The 17,649-nt window shown below is 68.3% G+C and carries 18 protein-coding genes; 10 read left to right on the forward strand and 8 right to left on the reverse strand.

What is annotated here, in order from left to right; all coding sequences use genetic code 11:
- Window positions 1–120: 120 nt before the first annotated feature.
- A complete protein-coding gene (locus QXK92_RS10050; RefSeq protein WP_306241499.1) occupies window positions 121–1,602 on the forward strand; it encodes a cryptochrome/photolyase family protein in 1,482 nt (493 codons plus the stop codon).
- A gap of 5 nt (window positions 1,603–1,607) precedes the next feature.
- Here the strand turns inward: QXK92_RS10050 and QXK92_RS10055 are convergent, their stop codons facing one another.
- The 6 genes from QXK92_RS10055 to QXK92_RS10080 form a co-directional block, all read right to left on the reverse strand.
- Entirely contained in the window at window positions 1,608–1,982 is a 375-nt protein-coding gene (locus QXK92_RS10055; RefSeq protein WP_306241500.1) for an SRPBCC family protein, read from the reverse strand.
- Between the two features lie 24 nt (window positions 1,983–2,006).
- Window positions 2,007–2,507, reverse strand: coding sequence for a DUF427 domain-containing protein (locus tag QXK92_RS10060; RefSeq protein ID WP_306241501.1), 501 nt, complete (start codon window positions 2,505–2,507; stop codon window positions 2,007–2,009).
- Window positions 2,508–2,569: 62 nt separating this feature from the next.
- Window positions 2,570–3,397: a 1-acyl-sn-glycerol-3-phosphate acyltransferase gene (locus QXK92_RS10065; RefSeq protein ID WP_306241502.1), complete on the reverse strand. Its 828-nt coding sequence runs from the start codon at window positions 3,395–3,397 to the stop codon at window positions 2,570–2,572.
- Window positions 3,394–4,239 carry a GNAT family N-acetyltransferase gene (locus tag QXK92_RS10070; protein WP_306241503.1) on the reverse strand — a complete coding sequence of 282 codons (846 nt, stop codon included), beginning with the start codon at window positions 4,237–4,239 and terminating at the stop codon, window positions 3,394–3,396. The genes QXK92_RS10065 and QXK92_RS10070 overlap by 4 nt, the downstream gene beginning before the upstream one ends.
- Window positions 4,240–4,368: 129 nt before the next feature.
- Window positions 4,369–5,325: an electron transfer flavoprotein subunit alpha/FixB family protein gene (locus QXK92_RS10075; protein ID WP_306241504.1), complete on the reverse strand. Its 957-nt coding sequence runs from the start codon at window positions 5,323–5,325 to the stop codon at window positions 4,369–4,371.
- Between the two features lie 29 nt (window positions 5,326–5,354).
- Window positions 5,355–6,146, reverse strand: a complete 792-nt coding sequence (locus QXK92_RS10080) for an electron transfer flavoprotein subunit beta/FixA family protein (protein WP_306241505.1) — start codon at window positions 6,144–6,146, stop codon at window positions 5,355–5,357.
- Between the two features lie 218 nt (window positions 6,147–6,364).
- On the opposite strand from QXK92_RS10080, the gene QXK92_RS10085 reads away from it, so the two are divergent.
- Genes QXK92_RS10085 through QXK92_RS10095 form a run of 3 tightly spaced genes read left to right on the forward strand, consistent with a single transcriptional unit; the run spans window position 6,365 to window position 10,000 of the window.
- A complete protein-coding gene (locus tag QXK92_RS10085; RefSeq protein ID WP_306241506.1) occupies window positions 6,365–7,162 on the forward strand; it encodes a bifunctional 2-polyprenyl-6-hydroxyphenol methylase/3-demethylubiquinol 3-O-methyltransferase UbiG in 798 nt (265 codons plus the stop codon).
- 26 nt (window positions 7,163–7,188) lie between these two features.
- Window positions 7,189–8,751, forward strand: coding sequence for a 1,4-alpha-glucan branching protein domain-containing protein (locus QXK92_RS10090; protein WP_371934205.1), 1,563 nt, complete (start codon window positions 7,189–7,191; stop codon window positions 8,749–8,751).
- Between the two features lie 10 nt (window positions 8,752–8,761).
- On the forward strand, window positions 8,762–10,000 hold the full coding sequence (locus tag QXK92_RS10095) for a glycosyltransferase family 4 protein (RefSeq protein WP_306241508.1): 1,239 nt from the start codon (window positions 8,762–8,764) through the stop codon (window positions 9,998–10,000).
- Here QXK92_RS10095 and QXK92_RS10100 read toward each other — a convergent pair.
- Entirely contained in the window at window positions 9,997–10,959 is a 963-nt protein-coding gene (locus QXK92_RS10100) for an SDR family NAD(P)-dependent oxidoreductase (protein ID WP_306241509.1), read from the reverse strand. The genes QXK92_RS10095 and QXK92_RS10100 overlap by 4 nt on opposite strands.
- 55 nt (window positions 10,960–11,014) lie before the next feature.
- On the opposite strand from QXK92_RS10100, the gene QXK92_RS10105 reads away from it, so the two are divergent.
- The gene (locus QXK92_RS10105) at window positions 11,015–12,364 is read left to right on the forward strand and encodes a TIGR01777 family oxidoreductase (RefSeq protein WP_306244320.1); all 1,350 of its coding nucleotides are present in this window, start codon (window positions 11,015–11,017) and stop codon (window positions 12,362–12,364) included.
- A 95-nt stretch (window positions 12,365–12,459) separates the two neighbouring features.
- Here the strand turns inward: QXK92_RS10105 and QXK92_RS10110 are convergent, their stop codons facing one another.
- The gene (locus QXK92_RS10110) at window positions 12,460–13,134 is read right to left on the reverse strand and encodes a phosphodiesterase (protein ID WP_306241510.1); all 675 of its coding nucleotides are present in this window, start codon (window positions 13,132–13,134) and stop codon (window positions 12,460–12,462) included.
- A gap of 289 nt (window positions 13,135–13,423) precedes the next feature.
- On the opposite strand from QXK92_RS10110, the gene QXK92_RS10115 reads away from it, so the two are divergent.
- Genes QXK92_RS10115 through QXK92_RS10135 form a run of 5 tightly spaced genes read left to right on the forward strand, consistent with a single transcriptional unit; the run spans window position 13,424 to window position 17,648 of the window.
- Window positions 13,424–14,530 carry a polyprenyl synthetase family protein gene (locus QXK92_RS10115; RefSeq protein WP_371934546.1) on the forward strand — a complete coding sequence of 369 codons (1,107 nt, stop codon included), beginning with the start codon at window positions 13,424–13,426 and terminating at the stop codon, window positions 14,528–14,530.
- A gap of 19 nt (window positions 14,531–14,549) precedes the next feature.
- Window positions 14,550–16,070 (forward strand): phytoene desaturase family protein, encoded by a 1,521-nt coding sequence (gene crtI, locus QXK92_RS10120; protein WP_306241511.1) that lies wholly within the window; start codon window positions 14,550–14,552, stop codon window positions 16,068–16,070.
- Window positions 16,067–17,020: a phytoene/squalene synthase family protein gene (locus QXK92_RS10125; protein ID WP_306241512.1), complete on the forward strand. Its 954-nt coding sequence runs from the start codon at window positions 16,067–16,069 to the stop codon at window positions 17,018–17,020. Before crtI ends, QXK92_RS10125 begins: the two co-directional genes overlap by 4 nt.
- On the forward strand, window positions 17,017–17,340 hold the full coding sequence (locus QXK92_RS10130) for a lycopene cyclase domain-containing protein (protein ID WP_306241513.1): 324 nt from the start codon (window positions 17,017–17,019) through the stop codon (window positions 17,338–17,340). The genes QXK92_RS10125 and QXK92_RS10130 overlap by 4 nt, the downstream gene beginning before the upstream one ends.
- The gene (locus QXK92_RS10135; protein WP_065047943.1) at window positions 17,337–17,648 is read left to right on the forward strand and encodes a lycopene cyclase domain-containing protein; all 312 of its coding nucleotides are present in this window, start codon (window positions 17,337–17,339) and stop codon (window positions 17,646–17,648) included. The genes QXK92_RS10130 and QXK92_RS10135 overlap by 4 nt, the downstream gene beginning before the upstream one ends.
- Window position 17,649 lies beyond the last annotated feature (1 nt).

Here is a 17,649-nt window from a genome sequence, read left to right on the forward strand (position 1 = left end):
GCGACGATTGGTGCCCCGAACGGTGGAGCTGCCCCCGATTAATCGCTAAGTTGGTGAACAAAGTGTTCAGTAATTTGCGTGGGGGACGATGACTGCACCGACGACACAGCCGGAAATCGCATGAGCGCCGAGACCCGGCGATGGTGCTTCGCCGATCAGCTCGGCCCCCACTTCCTCGACGATCCCGCCCAGCCGGTGCTGCTGATCGAGTCACGGGCGGTGTTCCAACGCCGCCGCTTCCATCGGCGCAAGGCTCATCTGGTGCTCTCGGCGTTGCGCCACCGGGCGGCTGAACTCGGTGAGCAGGCGGTGTTTCTGCAGACCCGCAGCTACGGTGAAGCGCTCGATCAACTCGACGAACCGCTCAGCGTGTGCCAGCCCACCTCGTGGGCGGCTGACCGATTCGTGCGGTCGCTGCCGTCGGTAGAGGTCCTGCCCGCCCGGGGTTTCTGCACGAGCCGGGAGGATTTCGACGAGTGGGCGAAATCACAGCGCACGCTGCGGATGGAGAACTTCTACCGCACCGCGCGCCGCCGGTTCGATCTGCTGATGGACGGTGACCAGCCGGTCGAGGGACGGTGGAACTTCGACGCCGACAATCGCGAACCCGCGCCCAAGAACACGGCCGATCTGGGCGTTCCACCGCCCTGGCAGGCCGAAGAAGACGAGATCGACGAACAGGTCCGCGCCGATCTGGACCGCTGGGAACGCGACGGCGATGTGTCGTTTGTCGGGCGCGACGGCCCACGCGAGTTCGCCGTCACCGCCGCAGAAGCGCAACAGGCGCTGAAAGTCTTTCTGCGGGACCGGCTGGCGCACTTCGGCCCTCATGAAGACGCGATGCTGACCGGCGACCGGTTCATGGCTCACAGTCTGCTGTCGGCGCCGATGAACCTGGGCCTGCTGGATCCGCTGGACTGCGCCTACGCCGCCGAAGACGCCTACCGCAGCAAGAAGGCACCTATCAGCAGCGTGGAGGGATACATCCGGCAGCTGATCGGGTGGCGGGACTACATCTGGCACGTCTACTGGCACTTCGGCCGGAAGTATCGTCACCGCAACGCATTACACACGACCAACAGCCTGCCGTCCTGGTTCACCGAGCTGGACGCCGATGCGCTGGAGGCCAATTGCCTCAAGGACGTCCTGGCACAGGTACGCGACCACGGCTGGGTCCATCACATCCCCCGGCTGATGGTGCTGTCCAACTTCGCGTTGCAACGCGGTTGGGATCCGGCCGAGGTTACCGACTGGTTCCACCGATCCTTCGTCGACGGCTACGACTGGGTGATGGTCGCCAATGTGGTTGGCATGTCGTTGCATGCCGACGGCGGGCTGATGGCGACCAAGCCGTACGCGTCCGGCGGCGCCTACATCAATCGCATGAGCGACTACTGCGGATCCTGCCGGTACCAGCCGAGCAAACGGGTCGGTGAGCAGGGGTGTCCGTTCACCGGCGGCTACTGGTGGTTTCTGGCGCGCAACCGAGAAGAGCTGGGACGCAACCGGCGGATGGCTCAACCGATGGCCGGGCTGGGCAGGCTGAAGGACCTCGACGAGGTGGTGGCCCAGCAACGCCGCCTCGGTGACAGCCCCCCGTAAGACCGCTACGCCAGCAGCTTCTCCATCCGGCGCAACGCGATCTCACACACCGCCAGATAGGCGGGTGCCCACCGCGGCACGCCGAAGGTGATCCGTGCGCCGCCGTCTGCGGGATCCACCCGGTGCCAGGTGGCGGGGATCCCGGCCACCTTCCATGCCCAGCATCGGCCCGGCTCGAACTCGGTGACGACGAACGGCAGCCGCACCAGCAGCGCGGTCTGGACCGTCCCCTTCGCGCCCGCGGTCAGTCGTCTACCCGGCTGGTCGAGTTCGGCGCCGGTGATCGAAGGCCCCCATTGCGGCCAGGCGTCGAGGTCGACGAGAAGATCCCACGCGGCCTGCGGTGGCGCGGCAACGAGCCGACTCACACTGAACGTCATCGCCCTAGTGTTCCCGCTCGCCGGCTACCAACCCATCGATCCCGGAATTCCCTTGAACGGGCCCACGATCCAGCTGTTGATCCAGCCGCCGTAGAAGCCGCCGGGTTGCGGAATGACCTCTTCACCGTTGACCGTGCACCGGTCCACCTCGGCGGCCATCACGGCGATCGCATTCGCGATCGGTGCGAAACCGGCGGTGGGCCGCTCGTAAGTCCAGGCCGCGCGCGAAGCCACCCGCGCCGGCGTTATTAGATCGAAGTAGCTCGCCTGTCCCTTCCATTCGCACCAGGACGAACCGGCAGCGGGCCGCAGCACCCCCTCCGCGAACGCATCACGCGGCAGGTAGTACGTGGGCGGGTGGCTGGTCTCCAGCACCCGCCAGGCGCGCTGCGTCGATGCGATCTGCTGACCGCCCAATTCGATGGTGATCGAACCGGCGAAGTCTTCCAGCCGCGGCGGGCGGGGATAGTCCCACACGGATTCCTGCCCTGGACCGGCAACGTCCGGCTTCGGCCAACGACTCATAGTCACCTCTCCGCACTCGGCTGACGCCCGACGAACGCCATTGTCCCCCGAGGCGGGAGCAGTCAGGCCACCAGCGCGTGATCCAGGTTCACCGGCGCACCCGAGCGCACCGCCGTCTGGCACCGGCGGGCCAGGGCCCGCCGGTCGGCTCCCGGTAGCTGCAGCGACTCGACCCGGACCCGGGCCACGGTGCGGCGTGCGCAGACCACCCGGTAGACCGACCGCAGCAACGGGTCGCAGCCCACGTACGCCGGGTCGGTCGACATCCGCCCGTCCACGTGGTGATAGGTCAGGCGCAACGGCTGCACCGGACGGCCCGCATCGATCGCAGCCTGGAACATGGCCGGGTAGAAGCTGCCGAAGGCCGCGCCGCACCAGGTGGTGCCCTCCGGGAAGGCCACCACCGTCTGGCCGGCACGCAACCGCGCCGCGACCGCGGCCACCACGGCGGGCAGCCGCCGCAGACTGGCGCGCTCGATCGGGATGATCTTCAGGATCCGCGCCACCACTCCGATGGCCGGGCCGCTGAACATGTCGGCCCGCGCGACGAACGAGCCGGGCAGCACCGCCCCGATCGCGAAGACGTCCAGCCAGGAGACGTGACTGCTCACCACCAGGACCCCGCTCAGATTCCGAATCGGGTTGCCCGACACTGAGATTCGCACTCCCAGGCTACGCAGCACCAGCCGGCAGTAGGCGCGCTGAAGATGGCTGGAACCCGGTAGCGGAATGCCCAGTAACGGCAGCCCGGGGGCCAGCAGCAGCACCAGGCCGATGCGCAGGGCGGCCCGCAACCGCACCGGCAGCCGCCGCGCCTGTACCACCTCGTCGAGGCAGCCGATGTCACACGATGCCCGGGGCAGCCACGGGTGCGCGGCCGTCGTGTTCACCGGGCTGCACCGCCCATGTCGGCGGCGGCCGACACCGACCGCAGCCGCTTGAGGTAGCGGGTGTCGGCGTCGCTCTTGCTCAGCAGCACGCAGAAATCGCCCACCCCGAAGTCCGGGTCGTGGGCAGGCTCGCCGCACGCCCGGGCGCCGAGCCGCAGGTAGCCCCGCAGCAACGGCGGGATGACAGGCCGGCCGGGCGGTGCGATGTCGTCGAGCGCCGTGCCGTCGATGCAGACCGGCCGATACGGCCGGACCCGGTAGCGCGCAGGGTGCCGTTGCAGGACGAAGTCACGCACACCGCGGATCTGACGTCCCGGAACGTCGCCCTCGGTTTCGATCGGAACCGACACGCAGCCGGTCACGTAGTCGTAGTCGCAGCGGTCCAGGTAGGCCAGGATGCCCGCCCACATCAGCAGCACCACCCCGCCGTTGCGATGGCCCTCGCGCACCACTGCGCGCCCCATCTCGACCAGCGACGGCCGCAGGGCGTCGAAGTCGCGGACGTCGAATTCGGTTGCGGTATAGAGACCTCCGGCGGCGATCGCGCCGGATGGCGGCAGCATGCGGTAGCAGCCGACCAATTCGCCGGTGTCGTCGTCGCGGACGAGGAGGTGGTCGCAGTATTCGTCGAACCGGTCGACGTCCAGACCCTCGCGGCCGTCGGCCGCGGGGGGCAGCGCGAAGCCGGGTGTGCTGCTGAACACGTCGTGGCGCAGGCGCTGCGCTGCTTCGATCAGGCCGGGGTCGGTGGACAGCAGCAGGGAGTAGTGCGGACCGGATGACGACCGTGTCACCGGACCGCGTGGCTTGTCGCTGGGTATGAGAACGGATGCGATGCTCATGGCACCAACATGAAGCAGGCGTTCAGCTAGCCGGCATCGGCCCGCTGACATGTCGATGCACGTCAGATGAAGCATTCGGCAACGCAAAAGCCCCCGCACGCGGCGGGGGCTTTCACGGATACCGGTCGATCAGCCCTTGCGGGCCTTGACCCCCTCGGTCACCTGCGGGGTGACCTTGAACAGGTCTCCGACCACGCCGTAGTCGGCGATCTCGAAGATCGGCGCCTCTTCGTCCTTGTTGACGGCGACGATGGTCTTCGAGGTCTGCATACCGGCCCGGTGCTGGATCGCCCCGGAGATGCCCAGCGCGATGTACAGCTGCGGCGAGACGGTCTTGCCGGTCTGGCCCACCTGGAACTGGCCCGGGTAGTAGCCGGAGTCGACGGCGGCACGCGAGGCGCCGACGGCACCGCCCAGCGAGTCGGCGAGTTCCTCGACGACGGTGAAGTTCTCCGCGCTGCCCACACCGCGGCCACCGGAGACCACGACGCTGGCCTCCGTCAGCTCGGGGCGGTCGCCGGCCACGGCCGGCTCGCGGGAGGTGATCTTGGTCGCGTTCTCGGCCGGAGCCGGCACCTCGACGTTGACCTGCTCGCCGGCGCCGGCCTTCGGCTCGGCGTCGATGGCACCACCGCGCACGGTGATCACCGGGGTGTCGCCATTGACCTGCGACTCGACGGTGTAGGCGCCACCGAAGATCGAGTGCAGGGCCTTGTTGCCTTCCCGCACCTCGACCACGTCGACCAGCAGACCGGAGCCGATGCGGGCGGCCAGGCGCCCCGCGATCTCCTTGCCGTCGGCGTTGGCGGCCAGCAGCACCGCCGCGGGCGCGCTGGACTCGGCGAGCGAGGCCAGCACGTCGACGAACGGGGTGATGAGGTAGTTTGCCGCCACGTCGGACTCGGCGACGTAGATCTTCTCGGCGCCTGCCTCCTTGAGGCCGTCGACCAGCGGAGCGGCGGTACCCGGCGCACCGACGACGACGGCGGCCGGCTCGCCAAGGGCACGGGCCGCGGTGATCAACTCGGAAGTGACCTTCTTGAGGGCCCCTTCGGCGTGCTCTACAAGCACCAGAACTTCAGCCATGGTTTATTCGCTCTCTACGTGGGGTGGGCTCAGATGATCTTCTGGCCGACCAGGTACTTGACGATCTCGGTGCCGCCCTCGCCCTCGTCGGTGACCTTCTCGCCTGCGGTCTTCGGCGGCTTCGGTGTCGACGAGAGCACCGTCGACCCGGCGTTGGCCAGGCCCACCTCGTCGGGCTCGACGCCGATCTCGGCCAGCGTCAGGACGGTCACTTCCTTCTTCTTGGCGGCCATGATGCCTTTGAAGGACGGGAAGCGAGGCTCGTTGATCTTCTCGTTGACGCTCACCACGGCGGGCAAGCTCGCCTCGAGGCTGAACAGGCCGTCGTCGGTCTCCCGCTCGGCCGTGATCTTGCCGCCCTCGACGGACAGCTTGCGCACGTGGGTGAGCTGCGGCAGGCCCAGGTACTCGGCGATGATCGCCGGCACCGCACCGCCCGAGCCGTCCGTGGACTCGTTTCCGGCGATCACCAGCTCGGTGCCCTCGATGGTGCCCAGCGCGCGGGCCAGCGCCCACGCCGTCTGCACCACGCAGGACCCGTGCAGGCCGTCGTCCTTGAGGTGGACGGCCTTGTCGGCGCCCATGGACAGGGCTTTGCGGATCGCCTCGGTGGCGCGCTCGGGGCCGGCGGTCAGCACGGTGACCGACCCTTCGCCACCCTCCCGTTCCCGGATCTGCAGCGCTTCTTCGACGGCGCGCTCGTTGATCTCGTCCAGGACCGCGTCAGCGGCCTCGCGGTCGAGCGTCCAGTCGCCGTCGGAGAGCTTGCGCTCCGACCAGGTGTCCGGAACCTGCTTAATCAGGACCACGATGTTCGTCATGAGTGTGGTTCGTCCTCCTCGAAGGAGTCCCGCAGCGGTCGACTGCAGGACCTCGGTCACGCGTTTCGCAACCGCTTACGCCATGTTACTAGTGGGTAACTTCTCACGGTCTGCCAACCCACCATAGCGGGTGCTTCCTGGGCAGATCGCCCTGGGCTGCCCCCTTGATCCCCCGTCCGGTTCGCGAATCAGAGGCCAGGCATTAGCCTGCCTTAACAATGAGTGCAATCGTCCCTAACACACCGGACCGGATCGAACACCCGGTCGATCCGGGGTTGCCGCTGACAGGCGAGCGCACCATCCCCGATCTCGACATCGAGAACTACTGGTTCCGCCGCCACGAAGTGGTCTACGAGCGCCTCGCACCCCGCTGCGCGGGACGTGACGTGCTGGAAGCGGGTTGCGGAGAGGGCTACGGCGCCGACCTGATCGCCGGTGTCGCACGAGGGGTGGTAGCCGTCGACTACGACCAATCCACCGTCGCGCACGTCCGGCACCGCTACCCCCGGGTGCAGGTGCTGCACGCCAACCTGAGTGAGTTGCCGCTTCCCGACGCGAGTGTGGACGTCGTGGTGAACTTCCAGGTCATCGAGCATCTGTGGGACCAGGGCCAGTTCGTCCGCGAGTGCGCGCGGGTACTGCGACCGGCGGGCCTGCTGATGATGTCGACGCCCAACCGGATCACCTTCTCCCCCGGCCGTGACACCCCGATCAACCCGTTTCACACCCGCGAACTCAACGCCGACGAACTCACCGAACTGCTGCTGGAAGGCGGGTTCGCCGACGTGTCGATGAGCGGGTTGTTCCACGGGCCGCGACTGCGGGCGATGGATGAGCGGCACGGCGGTTCCATCATCGAGGCGCAGATCGCGCGGGCGGTGGCCGATGCGCCCTGGTCACCGGAGTTGGTGGCCGATGTCGCGGCGGTGGCCACCGCCGACTTCGACCTACTGGACCGGGCCGAATGTGATATCGACGACAGCCTGGATCTCGTCGCGATCGCGGTGCGCAATTGACCACATCGTCCGGCCGGGTGCCCGGCATGTTCACGTTGGTGCTGCACACCCATCTGCCCTGGCTCGCCCATCACGGTCGGTGGCCGGTCGGGGAGGAATGGCTCTACCAGTCGTGGGCGGCGGCCTACCTGCCGCTGTTCCGGGTGCTGCGCGCGCTGGCCGATGAGGACCGCGGCGGCCTGATCACCCTCGGCATGACGCCGGTGGTCAACGCCCAGCTCGACGACCCGTACTGCCTGAACGGGATGTACCACTGGCTGGCCAACTGGCGGTTGCGCGCCTTCGAAGCGACCACAGTGGCCGCCAGCGTGCGGTCGCTGCCGCGGTCGAAGTCCGCCGGGTATCTGTCGTGCACCCCGGAAGCGTTGCGCGCGTTCGGCATTCGCGAGTGCCAGGAAGCCGATCAGGCGCTCGAGGACTTCGCGACACTGTGGCGGCACGGTGGCAGCCCGCTATTGCGCGGCCTGATCGAAGCCGGCACGGTCGAGCTGCTCGGCGGGCCGCTCGCCCATCCCTTCCAGCCGCTGCTGGCGCCGCGGCTGCGGGAGTTCGCCCTGCGCGAGGGCCTGGCGGACGCGCGACTGCGGCTGTCGCACGATCCGAAGGGGATCTGGGCACCCGAGTGCGCGTACGCCCCCGGCATGGAGCACGACTACGCCGCGGCCGGGGTCAGCCACTTCATGGTCGACGGACCGTCGCTGCACGGCGACACCGCGCTGGGCCGTCCGGTCGGCACCAGCGGTGTGGTCGCGTTCGGGCGTGACCTGCAGGTCAGCTACCGGGTGTGGTCACCGAAGTCGGGCTACCCCGGGCACGCCGCCTACCGCGACTTCCACACGTACGACCACCTGACCGGGCTGAAGCCGGCCCGGGTCACCGGGCGCAACGTGGGCTCGGAGGGTAAGGCCCCGTACGACGCCGAGCGCGCCGACCGCGCCGTCGACGTGCACGTCGCCGACTTCGTCGAGCTGGTGCGCAACCGTCTGGTATCCGAGTCAGAGCGGATCGGCCGTCCCGCCCATGTGGTCGCCGCATTCGACACCGAGCTGTTCGGGCACTGGTGGTACGAGGGCCCGACGTGGCTGGCGCGCATGCTGCGCGCACTGCCCGAAGCCGGTGTCCAAGTGGGCACGCTGCGCGACGCGATGTCGGCCGGATTCGTCGGCTCCCCGGTCGAATTGCCGCCCAGCTCTTGGGGTTCCGGTAAGGACTGGCAGGTATGGAACGGTGAGCAGGTGGCCGACCTGGTCCAGCTCAACGCCGAAGTGGTCGACACGGCGCTGACCACGGTGGACAAAGCACTGGCCCAGACGGCCTCGCTGGACGGCCCCATACCCCGCGATCACGTCGCCGACCAGATCCTGCGCGAGACGCTGCTGACGGTGTCCAGCGACTGGCCGTTCATGGTCAGCAAGGACTCCGCCGCCGACTACGCGCGCTACCGCGCACATCTGCACGCGCACGCCACCCGGGAGATCGCCGGCGCACTGGCGTCGGGCCGCCGCGACTCCGCGCAGCGACTGGCGCAGGGCTGGAACGCGGCCGACGGGCTGTTCGGCGCGCTGGACGCCCGGAGGCTCCCGAAGTGACGTGTCCCGTATGAAGATCCTGATGATCTCGTGGGAATACCCGCCGGTCGTCATCGGCGGCCTCGGCCGGCACGTCCACCACCTGTCTACCGCCCTCGCCCAGGCCGGCCACGACGTAGTCGTGTTGTCCCGCCGGCCCACCGGCACCGACCCGAGTACCCACCCGACCTCGGACGAAGTCCACGACGGGGTGCGGGTGATCGCCGCGGCGCAGGACCCGCACGAGTTCACGTTCAGCACCGACATGATGGCCTGGACGCTGGCCATGGGCCACGCCATGATTCGCGCCGGGCTGTCCCTCGGCACCGGCCGCCGGCCGTGGCGCCCCGACGTGGTGCACGCACACGACTGGCTGGTCGCACACCCCGCCATCGCGCTGGCCGAATTCTACGACGTACCAATGATTTCCACGATTCACGCGACGGAGGCCGGCCGGCATTCCGGCTGGGTCAGCGGAGCGATCAGCCGGCAGGTGCACGCGGTGGAATCCTGGCTGGTGCGCGAATCCGATTCGCTCATCACGTGTTCGGCGTCGATGCGCGAGGAGATCACCGAACTGTTCGGGCCCGGCCTGTCCGAGACCACGGTGATCCGCAACGGAATCGATGCGGCACGCTGGCCCTTCGCGGCCCGCCGACGGCGCACCGGCCCGGCTGAACTGCTCTACGTCGGACGGCTGGAGTACGAGAAGGGCGTGCACGACGCCATCGCCGCACTGCCCCGGATCAGGCGGGCCCATCCCGGCACCACCCTGACCATCGCCGGCGACGGCACCCAGCAGGACTGGCTCATCGAGCAGGCGCGAAAACACAAGGTGCGCAAGGCGACCCATTTCGTCGGGCACCTCCATCACGACGAGCTGCTGGCCGCGCTGCACCGGGCCGACGCCGCGGTGCTGCCCAGCCATTACGAGCCGTTCGGACTGGCCGCGCTGGAGGCCGCCGCGGCCGGTATTCCGCTGGTGACCTCCAACACCGGTGGCCTGGGTGAGGCCGTGATCGACGGCGTCACCGGCAGGTCGTTCGCCCCTCGCGATGTCGCCGGGCTGGCCGCGGCGGTTGGCGCGGTCCTCGACGACCCGGCGGCGGCCCAGCGCCGGGCCCGGGCCGCCCGCGAGCGGCTGACGTCAGACTTCGACTGGAAGACCGTGGCACACGAGACAGCCCAGGTCTATCTGGCCGCCAAACGCCGTGAGCGCCAACCGCACCCGCGGCGGCCGGTCGTCGAGCACGCGCTGCCCGATCGTTAGTCCAGGCCGGTCGCGTCGGCACAGTAGCGCCACATCCGCTGCAGGTCGTCGTCGGTGTACCAGGTAGTGGGCAGGTAGTGCTGCGGCCGGGGCCGCCGGTCATGCCAGAACAGCCCGGTCGGCGGGGCCGGTTTGGTCGCGGCCAGCCAGATCGCGGTGTCGGCGCCCTCCTCTGCGGTGCGCAGCAACGGGCCGGTGAGGCGCCGAAAGCCCGGCAGGGAGGACGCCACCCCGGGCGTGTCGGCCCAGCCGGGATGCATCGAGTACACCCGGATGCCGGCCCAGCGGCGGGCCAGGATCGACGTGAACGCCACCTGGATGCGCTTGCTGCGGGCGTAGGCGATGGCGCCGCGGTAGCGGCCCGTGCGGTATTCGGGGTCATCGACCGGCAACTGCTGGGTGTACATCCCGCCGGAGGACATCAGGATCACCCGCGGATCGCTGGACGCGCGCAGCAACGGCAACAGGCCCTCGGTCAACAACAGCGGACCCAATACGTGAGTGGCCAAGGTGATCTCGTGCCCGTCCGCGGTCTCCGTGCGCTCGGCCGGCAGCAGTCCCGCGTTATGGATCAGCACGTCCAGGCCGGCCATCCGCCGGGCCAGGTCCTTGGCGAACGCACGCACGGCGGCCAGGTCCGACATGTCGCACACTTCGACGCGGAGGTCTGCGTCGGGGTGCTCGGCGAGGATCTCCGCCCGCGCCTGCTCACCCTTCGCCCCGTCGCGCACCGTCAGCAGCACGGTTGCCCCCAGCCCGGCCAGGCCGGCGGCAATGGCTTTACCGAGGCCGCGGTTGGAGCCGGTGACCAGCGCGGTGCGGCCACGCAGTGCGTCCGCTGGCGGGTCGTCCGCCCACTCGAGGGTTCGAAGCCGGTAGCCGATCCGGGTGTAGCCGGGAACCACGGCCCGGTCCAACACGGCGTCGAGCAGCGAAACGATTCCGTCGCGAACACCCATGCTGACAAGAATGCCGCACGCGCATGCCGTCGCATTCGTCGGTAACGTCACACTCATGGGCCTGATCTATTCGAGCGTGATTGACGCGCCGCGCGACGAAGTGTTCGCCTGGCACACCCGCCCCGGAGCCTTCGCCAGGCTTTCGCCGCCCTGGTCGCCGATGCGACTCATCAGCGAAGCCGCATCGCTGAAGGACGGCCGCGCCATCCTCGGCCTGCCCGGCGGGCTGCGCTGGGTGGCCCAGCACCAGGCGGATTCCTACGATCCGCCAAGGCGTTTCGTCGACGTTCTCAGCAGCGACGGACTGGCTTCGCTGCCCCCGCGCATCATCGGGCAGTGGCGGCACACCCACGATTTCGAAGAAGTCGGCGCGGGGCAGACCCGCGTCATCGACCGTGTCGAGACGCCGGTGCCCGAGCGGGCGCTGCACCCCATGTTCGTGTACCGGCACCGGCAGTTGGCCGACGATCTGGCCGCGCACAAGCGGGCGGCCCAGCACGGTCTGGAGCCCTCGACCGTGGCCGTCACGGGCTCGTCGGGGTTGGTCGGCACCGCTCTCACGGCATTTCTGAGCACCGGAGGCCACCGCGTCATCCGGTTGGTTCGCGGCACTGCGCACGGCCCCGACGAGCGGACCTGGAATACCGATGACCCCGATCCCGACCTGCTGGCCGATGTGGACGCGGTCATTCACCTCGCGGGCGCCTCGATCGCCGGCCGGTTCACCGAGAAGCACCGAAAAGCGATCCGGGACAGCCGGATCGGACCCACACGCCGGCTGGCCGAACTGGTTGCCAGGACCGGAACGCCCGTGTTGATCTCCGCCTCGGCCATCGGGTTTTACGGATACGACCGCGGCGAAGAGCCGCTCACCGAAGACAGCGCGCGCGGCGACGGCTTCCTCGCCGATGTCGTGACCGACTGGGAAGACGCCACCGGCGCGGCCGAGCAGGCCGGAGCCCGCGTGGTGAAGGTGCGCACCGGTATCGTCCAGTCCCCCGCCGGAGGCACATTACAACTGATGCGGCCGCTGTTCAGCGCCGGACTTGGCGGCCGCCTCGGCGACGGGCAGCAGTGGTTCTCCTGGATCGGGATCGACGACCTGATCGACATCTACCACCGTGCGTGGTGGGACAGCGAATTGTCCGGTCCGGTCAATGCCGTTGCGCCGCAACCTGTCCGGAATTCCGAGTACACCCGCACCCTGGCGCATGTGCTGCACCGTCCCGCGGTGCTGCCGGTGCCGTCGTTGGGACCGCGCGTGCTACTCGGGGCGCAGGGCGCGCGCGAACTCGCACTGGCCAACCAGCGGGTCACACCCTCGCGCCTGAGCCTGGCGGGCCACCACTTCCGTCAGCCGGACCTCGAATCCGCCTTGCGGCACCTGTTGGGTCGCAGCGGGTAGCGCGCTCGATCGGGCCACGGCACCGGTCGGGTGGTGAACGAAGGGTCGGACACATCGCGCGACAGCGCGGTGCGCAACGACCGCGGCCCGCCTGGTCACTCGCGCGACTCCCTCCCGTTCCGGCTGCGCGCATACGCACTTGCCCGCAGATCGGCCAGCCACCCGGGATAGAGCTTCACGCCGGGCGCGGTATTGAGCACCGGATCGAACGAAACATCCTGTCCCGGTTGCAATTCGACCACCCCCGTCAACGAAAGGCGGCCTAGTTCCCGGAAGTCGGAGCTACCACAGGCCTGATCGAGCACCACCCGGACACCGGCGCTGTCGATACACCGCCGGATGTCGCCGAGCGAGAGGCCGGCCCCGTCGACGCCGCTGTCGATCCGCGCCCGCAGCCACCACTTTCTGTCGCCGTAACTCAGGGGCATCAGGGTGGTCATGTCATGCCCTGACCATGAGGAGACCGGCCGCAAAGCCACCGCGCGGGTCAGCACTCCGGATCCGGCGGAGACCAGCAGGATGTCCCACGGCCCGGCTCCGGAGTCGACGCGCAGCGCGAGTCCGATGAAATCGGGCAGTCCCCCTGGTGTGCCGGTCGCTTTGGAGAAACGCGCAACCACGTCGCAGGAAGGAATCGGTAACCCGTAAGCGTCTGGGGCGACTCGTTCGAAAGAGCCGTGGGCCACCACCCCGAGTGGATGAAAGAAACGCTTGCCCCGAACGGCGGAACCCCACTGGAACGGCAGAGCAACAAGATCAGAAACGTTCACCGGCGGTGGGTTCCCCGTCCCTAGGGAGGAAAACCCGCTTGAACCTAAACAGGCTCTGCTACGTGTGCTCAATAGTCGGCGGCCGACCCGCACGACTGGCGGACCTGAGAGTCATTCATTAAGTTAACGATTAAATAAGTGAAGATAATTATCCGACCCGGCCACCGCGACCAGCCCGTGGTTTGGCATCTCGTCAAGGGGGTACCAGCGCGTGAATCTGAGCCGTCCGGTATCAGCGGCTGACAGTGTCGAGGGAGTCGCTGTGGGAGATGTACGAGAATTTCCGCGGGTGGCGCTCGCGGAAGCCCGTCAGGGTGCGGCGGGCCTGTCTGCAGCCGACCAGTTCGACGATTGGCGGAAAAACCTGCGCCAGGCGGTCCTGGACCAGGTCGAGACGTTCGTCGCGGCCCGCTGCACCGACACCCTGGTTGATTGCGGCGTCGATTCCGCTGGTGAGGTCCTGCTGGAGTTCGTCCGCGGCGGCAAATGCCTGCGGTCGACCTTTATGTACCTGGGCTGGCTGTCCGGTGCCCCGGCCAGCGAAGCGGCCCTTTCGGCGACCGCGAGCTTAGAATTGCTACACGCTTTTGCTCTGCTGCAGGACGATGTGATGGATGACTCACCGTCGCGGCGCGGGCTGCCGGCCGCACACATCCAGTTCGAGCGCTGGCACCGCCAGCGCGCGATGTCCGGCTCGTCTCGCCGGTTCGGCGAGTCCGCGGCGGTGCTCCTCGGTGACCTGTGCCTGATCTGGGCCGAACAGATGCTGCGTGACTGCGGGCTGAGCCGCCACCAGCTGCAGCGGGCCTGGCCGCGCTACGACGCGATGCGCACCGAGCTGGCGGTCGGCCAGTTCGCGGACCTGACCCTGGACATCCGCAGACTCCCCACCTTGGATGCAGTACTGAACGTCGCGCGGCTGAAATCCGGCAATTACACCGTGCGCCGGCCACTGGAGATCGGGGCCGCCATGGCCGGCTGCAGTGAGCACACCCTGGCACGGCTGGGCGAATACGGCAGCGCCGTCGGCGAAGCGTTCCAACTGCGCGACGACATCCTCGGCGTCTTCGGCGCGCCGGACACCACCGGCAAGCCCAACGGCGGTGATCTGCTCGAACGCAAGGCCACCAGCCTGATGGTCGCGGCCTATGAACTCGCCGATGCCTCGACGCGACGGCAATTCGGGGAGCTGGTGGAAAGCAACCACCTCACCGACGCGGACCTCGAGCATTGGCGCTCCCTGATCTTCGCGACCGGAGCGGTGCAGCGCATCGAGGAACTCATCAGCGATCGCGTGGAGATAGCTCAGAAGGCGTTGGACAGCAGCGGAATCGACGGCCCGATCAACGGAGCGCTGGCCAGCATGGCCGGCGTCTGCACGAGGCGTGCCGCATGATCCCAGGGAAGGGGTGCTGATGCGTACGGTGCGAGGCCGGACCGATCGGGTCGTGGTGGTGGGAGCGGGACTTTCCGGACTTTCGGCCGCATTGCATCTAGCGGGCCGGGGCCGTGACGTCACCGTGGTCGAGCGCGAGCCGTGGCCCGGCGGGCGAGCCGGTCGCCGCGATATCGGCGGCTACCTGATCGACACCGGTCCAACGGTGCTGACCATGCCCGACCTCATCGACGAGGCCTTCGCCGCCGTCGGGGAATCCCTGTCGCAGCGTCTTGACCTGCTGCCTGTCGACCCGGCCTATCGGTCCATTTTCGCCGACGGCGCCGCCCTCGACGTCCACACAGACGCCGAGCGGATGACCGCTTCGGTCCGGGAATTCGCCGGGAGGCAGGAAGCCGCCGGCTACCGGGCGCTGCGGGACTGGCTGGACCGCCTCTACCGGACGGAGTTCGACGGTTTCATCGCCTCCAACTTCGATTCGCCGTTGTCGATGGTGACGCCGCAGCTGGCCCGGCTCGCCGGACTCGGCGGCTTCCGCCGCTGGGAGACGATGGTCAAGCGCTACATCAGCGACCCTAGGCTGCGGCGGGTGTTCACCTTCCAAGCCCTGTACGCGGGCGTCGCGCCAAAGGACGCGCTGGCCGTGTATGCGGTGATCGCCTACATGGACACGGTGTCGGGAGTGTTCTTCCCGCGTGGAGGCGTGCGGGCCCTGCCCGACGCGCTTGCCGCCGCAGCCCAGGACGCCGGGGTGCAATTCCGGTACGGGTCCCCCGTCACCTCCCTGGAGCGCAACGGTGACCGCGTCAACGCGGTGATCACCGCTGAGGGCGACCGGATCGCCTGCGACGCGGTGGTGCTGACCACCGAGCTACCGCTGACGTACGAGTTACTGGGCCGGCGGCCCAGGCGCCCGCTGAAGTTCCGCGCGGCGCCGTCGGCCGTGGTGATGCACGTCGGTTGCCGCGCCATCGAACCGCCTCCGGCGCACCACACCATCCTGTTCGGCGACTCCTGGGACCAGACGTTCACCGACATCATCGACGACGGCCGGCTGATGCGGGATCCGTCGCTGCTGGTGACGCGGCCGACGGCCAGCGATCCCGGCCTGGCACCGCCGGGTCGCGATCTGCTCTACATCCTCGCGCCGGCGCCCAACCTGGACCGGGGACGCGTGGACTGGTCGAACACCGCCGGCCCCTACGCTCAGACCATGCTGGAGGCGGTGGAGCAGCGACTGTTACCGGGGCTGCGCGAGAATGCCGAGGTGCTGCACGTGGACACTCCCGCCGACTGGGCACGCGCCGGCATGTTGGCGGGCACCCCGTTCGCGCTGGCGCACACGTTCGCTCAGACCGGACCGTTCCGGCCCTCGAACATGGTGCGCGGTATCGACAACGCGGTGCTGGCCGGTTCGTCGACCACCCCCGGTGTGGGGGTGCCGACCACCTTGATATCCGGACGATTGGCGGCCGACCGCGTCACCGGGGTGGCGGACCGGGATTCGACGCACCTGGATCTGAAAGCCCGGTCGCGATGATCCGCACCGAGCTCGACGCGGCGGGCATCGACGACCCCGGATTGCGCGCGGCGTATCGCAGTTGCCGCAAGATCGCGGCGCAGAACGGCCGCACCTATTTCCTGGCGACCCGCTTGCTGGCTCCCGACCAGCGTCCGGCGATCCACGCGCTGTACGCCTTCGCCCGCCTGGCCGACGACATTCTCGATGAGTTCAATCCGAACCTCGACGCGGCGGCACGGGCGGCCCGGCTGCAGCTGCTGTCGGACCGGTTCTTCGCCGGCGGCGAGCAGCGCGACGAGCCGGTGCTCACAGCGGTCGACCACACGGTGAACCGCTACCGGATTCCGGCCGAGCTGTTCGTGGACTTCCTCGACTCCATGCGCATGGACCTCACCGTCACCGCCTATCCGGATCGCGACGCGCTCAACCGCTATATGCGCGGTTCGGCGGAAGTCATTGGCCTGCAAGTGCTTCCGGTCCTGGGAACGGTCACCGACACCGACGAGGCGGCACCGTACGCCGAAGCATTGGGGCGCGCCTTCCAGTTGACGAACTTCCTGCGGGACGTCGACGAAGATCTGTTGCGCGACCGGATCTATCTGCCCGCCGACGAACTGGCCGCTCACGGAGTAGACCGCGAGTTGATGCTGTGGTGTCACATGCACCGCCGCACCGATGCGCGGGTTCGGGACGCGCTGGCCGAGCAGCACAAGATCACCCGAGAGATCTACAGCTTTGCCGCGCAGGGCATTCCGTTGCTGGCACCACGTTCACGTCCGTGTGTGGCAACGGCGTTGACGCTCTATTCGGAGATTCTGGACCGTATCGAAGACAGCGACTTCGCCGTGTTCACCCACCGCGCCACCGTGGGCAAGGCGCGCCGCATCCAGGTGGCCGGCGGTGCGCTGTTCCAGTCCTGGCGTATCCGTCGATCTCTGCCCGAAAGCCGGAAGCCCGGTGCCGCGTGAGCGACCATTGGCAGTACCTGATCGTGCTGGGCCTGTGTCTGCTGATCACGTTGCCGCTGGAAGTGTTCGGCAAGGGCGTGTACCGCCAGCCCGGCCGCCTGTTGCGCGCGCTGGTGCCGTTCGCGGCGGTGTTCCTGGTGTGGGACGCCATAGCGATCGCCGCCGGAATATGGTGGTACAACGGCGAATACATCACGGGCATCGAGATGCCGCCTCGCATACCCATCGAGGAGGTGCTGTTCTTCGTGGTGATTCCGATCTGCGGGTTGCTCACCTACAGCGCGGTGAGCACCATCCTCGCCTGGAGCAGACGCCGATGACCGGACTGGGTTACACCGTTCCGGCCGTGGTGTCTGTGCTGGCGGTGTGCGCACTGGAATTCACGGTGTTGCGTACCGGCCTGTTCCGGAAACTGGCCTACTGGTTGTCGATGGTGATCGTGCTGGGCTTCCAGGTTCCGGTCGACGGCTGGTTGACAAAGCTCAGCGCGCCGGTGGTCATCTACGACGAACGGCAGACCAGCGGCCTGAGATTTCCCTTCGACATTCCGGTCGAGGACTTCCTGTTCGGCTTCGCGCTCGTCACTGGGGTGTTGCTGCTGTGGGAGTATCAACGTGTACGGCGGTGAT

The organism is Mycobacterium sp. TY815 (genome assembly GCF_030755135.1).
Classification (GTDB): Bacteria; Actinomycetota; Actinomycetes; order Mycobacteriales; family Mycobacteriaceae; genus Mycobacterium.

What these genes read in the sequence shown, in the direction of transcription:
- QXK92_RS10070 (WP_306241503.1), bottom strand. Translation starts at nt 4,239, where the DNA reads ATGAGCATCGCATCCGTTCTCATACCCAGCGACAAGCCACGCGGTCCG.
- QXK92_RS10090 (WP_371934205.1), top strand. Translation starts at nt 7,189, where the DNA reads ATGTTCACGTTGGTGCTGCACACCCATCTGCCCTGGCTCGCCCATCAC.
- QXK92_RS10085 (WP_306241506.1), top strand. Translation starts at nt 6,365, where the DNA reads ATGAGTGCAATCGTCCCTAACACACCGGACCGGATCGAACACCCGGTC.
- QXK92_RS10050 (WP_306241499.1), top strand. Translation starts at nt 121, where the DNA reads ATGAGCGCCGAGACCCGGCGATGGTGCTTCGCCGATCAGCTCGGCCCC.
- QXK92_RS10075 (WP_306241504.1), bottom strand. Translation starts at nt 5,325, where the DNA reads ATGGCTGAAGTTCTGGTGCTTGTAGAGCACGCCGAAGGGGCCCTCAAG.
- QXK92_RS10060 (WP_306241501.1), bottom strand. Translation starts at nt 2,507, where the DNA reads ATGAGTCGTTGGCCGAAGCCGGACGTTGCCGGTCCAGGGCAGGAATCC.
- crtI (WP_306241511.1), top strand. Translation starts at nt 14,550, where the DNA reads ATGCGTACGGTGCGAGGCCGGACCGATCGGGTCGTGGTGGTGGGAGCG.
- QXK92_RS10080 (WP_306241505.1), bottom strand. Translation starts at nt 6,146, where the DNA reads ATGACGAACATCGTGGTCCTGATTAAGCAGGTTCCGGACACCTGGTCG.
- QXK92_RS10055 (WP_306241500.1), bottom strand. Translation starts at nt 1,982, where the DNA reads ATGACGTTCAGTGTGAGTCGGCTCGTTGCCGCGCCACCGCAGGCCGCG.
- QXK92_RS10135 (WP_065047943.1), top strand. Translation starts at nt 17,337, where the DNA reads ATGACCGGACTGGGTTACACCGTTCCGGCCGTGGTGTCTGTGCTGGCG.
- QXK92_RS10125 (WP_306241512.1), top strand. Translation starts at nt 16,067, where the DNA reads ATGATCCGCACCGAGCTCGACGCGGCGGGCATCGACGACCCCGGATTG.
- QXK92_RS10105 (WP_306244320.1), top strand. Translation starts at nt 11,015, where the DNA reads ATGGGCCTGATCTATTCGAGCGTGATTGACGCGCCGCGCGACGAAGTG.
- QXK92_RS10095 (WP_306241508.1), top strand. Translation starts at nt 8,762, where the DNA reads ATGAAGATCCTGATGATCTCGTGGGAATACCCGCCGGTCGTCATCGGC.
- QXK92_RS10100 (WP_306241509.1), bottom strand. Translation starts at nt 10,959, where the DNA reads ATGGGTGTTCGCGACGGAATCGTTTCGCTGCTCGACGCCGTGTTGGAC.